We start from the raw sequence: 2,931 nt of genomic DNA, 5'->3' as shown, positions 1-2,931 counted from the left end.
TAAAAAGGGCAGATTCTAGAAAGTAAGAATTCGCCCTTTTGTCCTGTTTATTTTTCATTTAACTTCGTAAAAAACTTATGCTTGTCCAACCATTAAACGGAACGTTCAGCATTAATATAACCCGCTCCAAAAGTGTTCCGGTTCATTTCCGATCCAGGATTCACTCCCCATGGATCTGCACCAGTCATTAGCTTTTGTTTCAAAACATCTGGTGCTATGCCTTTATTAGCTTCTAGAATCAAGGCAACAACCCCTGCACAAATTGGGGTAGCCATTGATGTTCCCGATAGAATAAAATAATTCGAATCAACTCTATTACTTTTTTGGAACTTATCCAAATAAGAATTTGGTGCACGTAATGAAATGATATTAACTCCAGGTGCAACAATATCCGGTTTGTCGATGCCGTAAATGGTTTTTCCTCTACTTGAGAAAGCAGCTATCCCATCGTCCGTTCTCGGTTCAATGGTGTTTCTATCGTCCATCGCTCCAACAGTGATAACTCTATCGCTTATTCCTGGACTAGCGATTGTTTTAGGACTATCTCCTTCATTACCTGCAGCCACACAAACTACAATTCCACTATCCCATGCTGCTTCGACGATACTTACCATTGGATCACAATTTTCACATGGTTGCTGATTTTCATCATAATAGAGTTGTGCACTAGCTCCTAATGACATAGAAATGATATGGATTTTTTCCTCATAAGGCTTGTCTTTATTATAATCGATGCACCATTGAACTCCATCCATAACGGTTGATAGAGACCCTGAACCCATTTTATCTAAAACCTTTACACCAATCACCTTCGCATTTGGTGCCGGTGCCACATACAATCCGCCTGATAAGAATCCGTTACCAACTGCGTCACCTGCACAATGGGTTCCATGTCCATTGTCATCGTACGCTTCTTCTATATTGTTTACAAAATCCTTAAAGTCTTTTATTCTTCCCTCTAAATCTTGATGAGGATGGATTCCTGTATCAATCACGGCAATGTTAATCCCTTTCCCTGTTAAGACGGTATCATCTTTCATTAGATTTACTGCTTTCGTAGTGGGTGTGGCAACATCTAATAAGGCTTTAACTTCTCTATCTAAATGAATCATTTTAATGTGTGGGCTTGAAACAAGTAGGTTTTCTATTGCATTTGGTGTTAATACTGCACTACAACACGAGATACTACGGTATTCATTCTTCAATTTACTCATGATGTGCTTTCCTGCAATATGATAAACACTATTCATCCCGAGTGAATGACATTCCTTATTATTAAATTCGACCACAACTTTAAACCTTTTTGTAAGTTTAATATAACTCTCTAAACTTTTATGCATAAAACATGGCGTCCATCGGAACGGTTTATATACATTCATTAGCTGATCTCGAAGTGGACGGTCAAGTTTATTTGCATGTTGCCTAATCATTTGAATCATTGAAAATCCAAACACTTTTTTCTCCCCTTTCAAAATTATGAACTTCATTAGCAGACTATGAATCTATCGAAATAAGGGAAGTGTGTCTGTCCATATTTAAAAAATATTTAATAGATTAGAAGATTATTTTCATCAATTCACTAAGTTTGAATCTCCCTCAGAAATTTACTTTACACCAAAAAAAAAACACCCTTTTATTGGGTGCCTAATCCATTATTCTCATTAATAATAAATCCAATCTCCCTCTTCACCAATAGTATTACTCCGTTCCAGATCTCATTCATGGGTTGGCTTAATCCAATATGAAACTCAATCTTATATGGTTCCACCCCGATTAAATAACCTTTAACTCTTTCTTTCAGTTGATATAAAACTTGAAATAAGTGCATGTTGTGTGGTGAGAGATTCAATGGCTGATGTTGATGAAGCTCAGAAATGGGATAAATTGTTATTTCTCCAGGTTGTTTTCCTGCACATACGGCATCTAAAATAATCACAAATGTAGCTCCTTCAATTTGATCAAGACAATAATCAATATCGGATTCCCCAATCAAATATTCGATATTTGTTGTATGATCATGTTTTGCTAGTTCCTCTACAATGTAAATGCCTACACCATCATCCATCATCAATTGGTTACCTATCCCTAAAACGATAATTTTCTCCATTAAAACACCTTGATTGTCTTAACTTGTTTTCCTGGACTGTAAACATGAGTTGCACATGACATGCAGGGATCGAAGGACCGAAGTATCCTTCCGATTTCAGCAGGTTTGTCAGGGTTCTGAATAGGTGTACCAATCAATGCTTCCTCAGCTACCCCTCTATATCCATTATTGTCCCGTGTGGAAAAATCCCAGGTGGAAGGGGTTATGATTTGATAAAATGCTATTTTTTTCTCTTTTATTGTAAGCCAATGTCCAAGTGCCCCTCTAGTAGTATCAACCAACCCTCTTCCTGTAGCCGATTCTGGGAGAACATATTTTTTTTGCACGTCGACTCCTGGAATGATTTGCTGCAATAATATCTTCATGATTTCTGCTATTTTCTTCGCCTCTAGTGCTCTAGCAATCGTTCTGTCCATTGCCGAAATCCCATTATCATAAGAATTGCTCAAAATTAACCTTGCGAGTGGGCCCACCTCAAAAGGAAGATTGTCGTACCTGGGCGCCTTTACCCAAGAATAGGCTTTTTCTTTATCCATATCAGGTTCTGGAACTGCTTCATTTGGGAGATTTGTGTTTTTCTCAGATTTGTACCATGAATAATCGATTTTTTCCTGTATTTTATTTTCGTCAAATAGTTGGACGGAATCCAGCGTCGATACTAGAGGATCCACATATAATGTACCTAGGTCCGTATATCCGTTAAAAGAACCATAGGATAAAAGATTGCCGTAACCACCACCTAAGCGAAAGTAATCACGATAGTGGTCCGCAATATCATAAACATCAGGTATCATTTTTTCATTGATGAAGGAAGTGACTTTTTG

The 2,931-nt window shown here is 37.5% G+C and carries 3 protein-coding genes; all 3 read right to left on the bottom strand.

The genetic code is table 11. From position 1 onward, the window contains the following. Positions 1–92: 92 nt before the first annotated feature. Positions 93–1,454 carry a S8 family peptidase gene (locus DBX25_RS02090; protein ID WP_108669124.1) on the bottom strand — a complete coding sequence of 454 codons (1,362 nt, stop codon included), beginning with the start codon at positions 1,452–1,454 and terminating at the stop codon, positions 93–95. A 179-nt stretch (positions 1,455–1,633) separates the two neighbouring features. Beyond that, positions 1,634–2,107 carry a hydrogenase maturation protease gene (locus DBX25_RS02085; protein ID WP_108669123.1) on the bottom strand — a complete coding sequence of 158 codons (474 nt, stop codon included), beginning with the start codon at positions 2,105–2,107 and terminating at the stop codon, positions 1,634–1,636. Next, the coding region (locus DBX25_RS21090; RefSeq protein ID WP_240620119.1) for a nickel-dependent hydrogenase large subunit at positions 2,107–2,931 on the bottom strand (825 nt) is incomplete at its 5' end. The genes DBX25_RS02085 and DBX25_RS21090, both read right to left, overlap by 1 nt.

Origin of the sequence: Peribacillus acanthi (assembly GCF_003073175.1) — a bacterium.
Classification (GTDB): domain Bacteria; phylum Bacillota; class Bacilli; order Bacillales; family DSM-1321; genus Bacillus_BN; species Bacillus_BN acanthi.
Note: the sequence above shows the minus strand (reverse complement) of the source record. Positions and strands in the feature narration are given on the sequence as shown.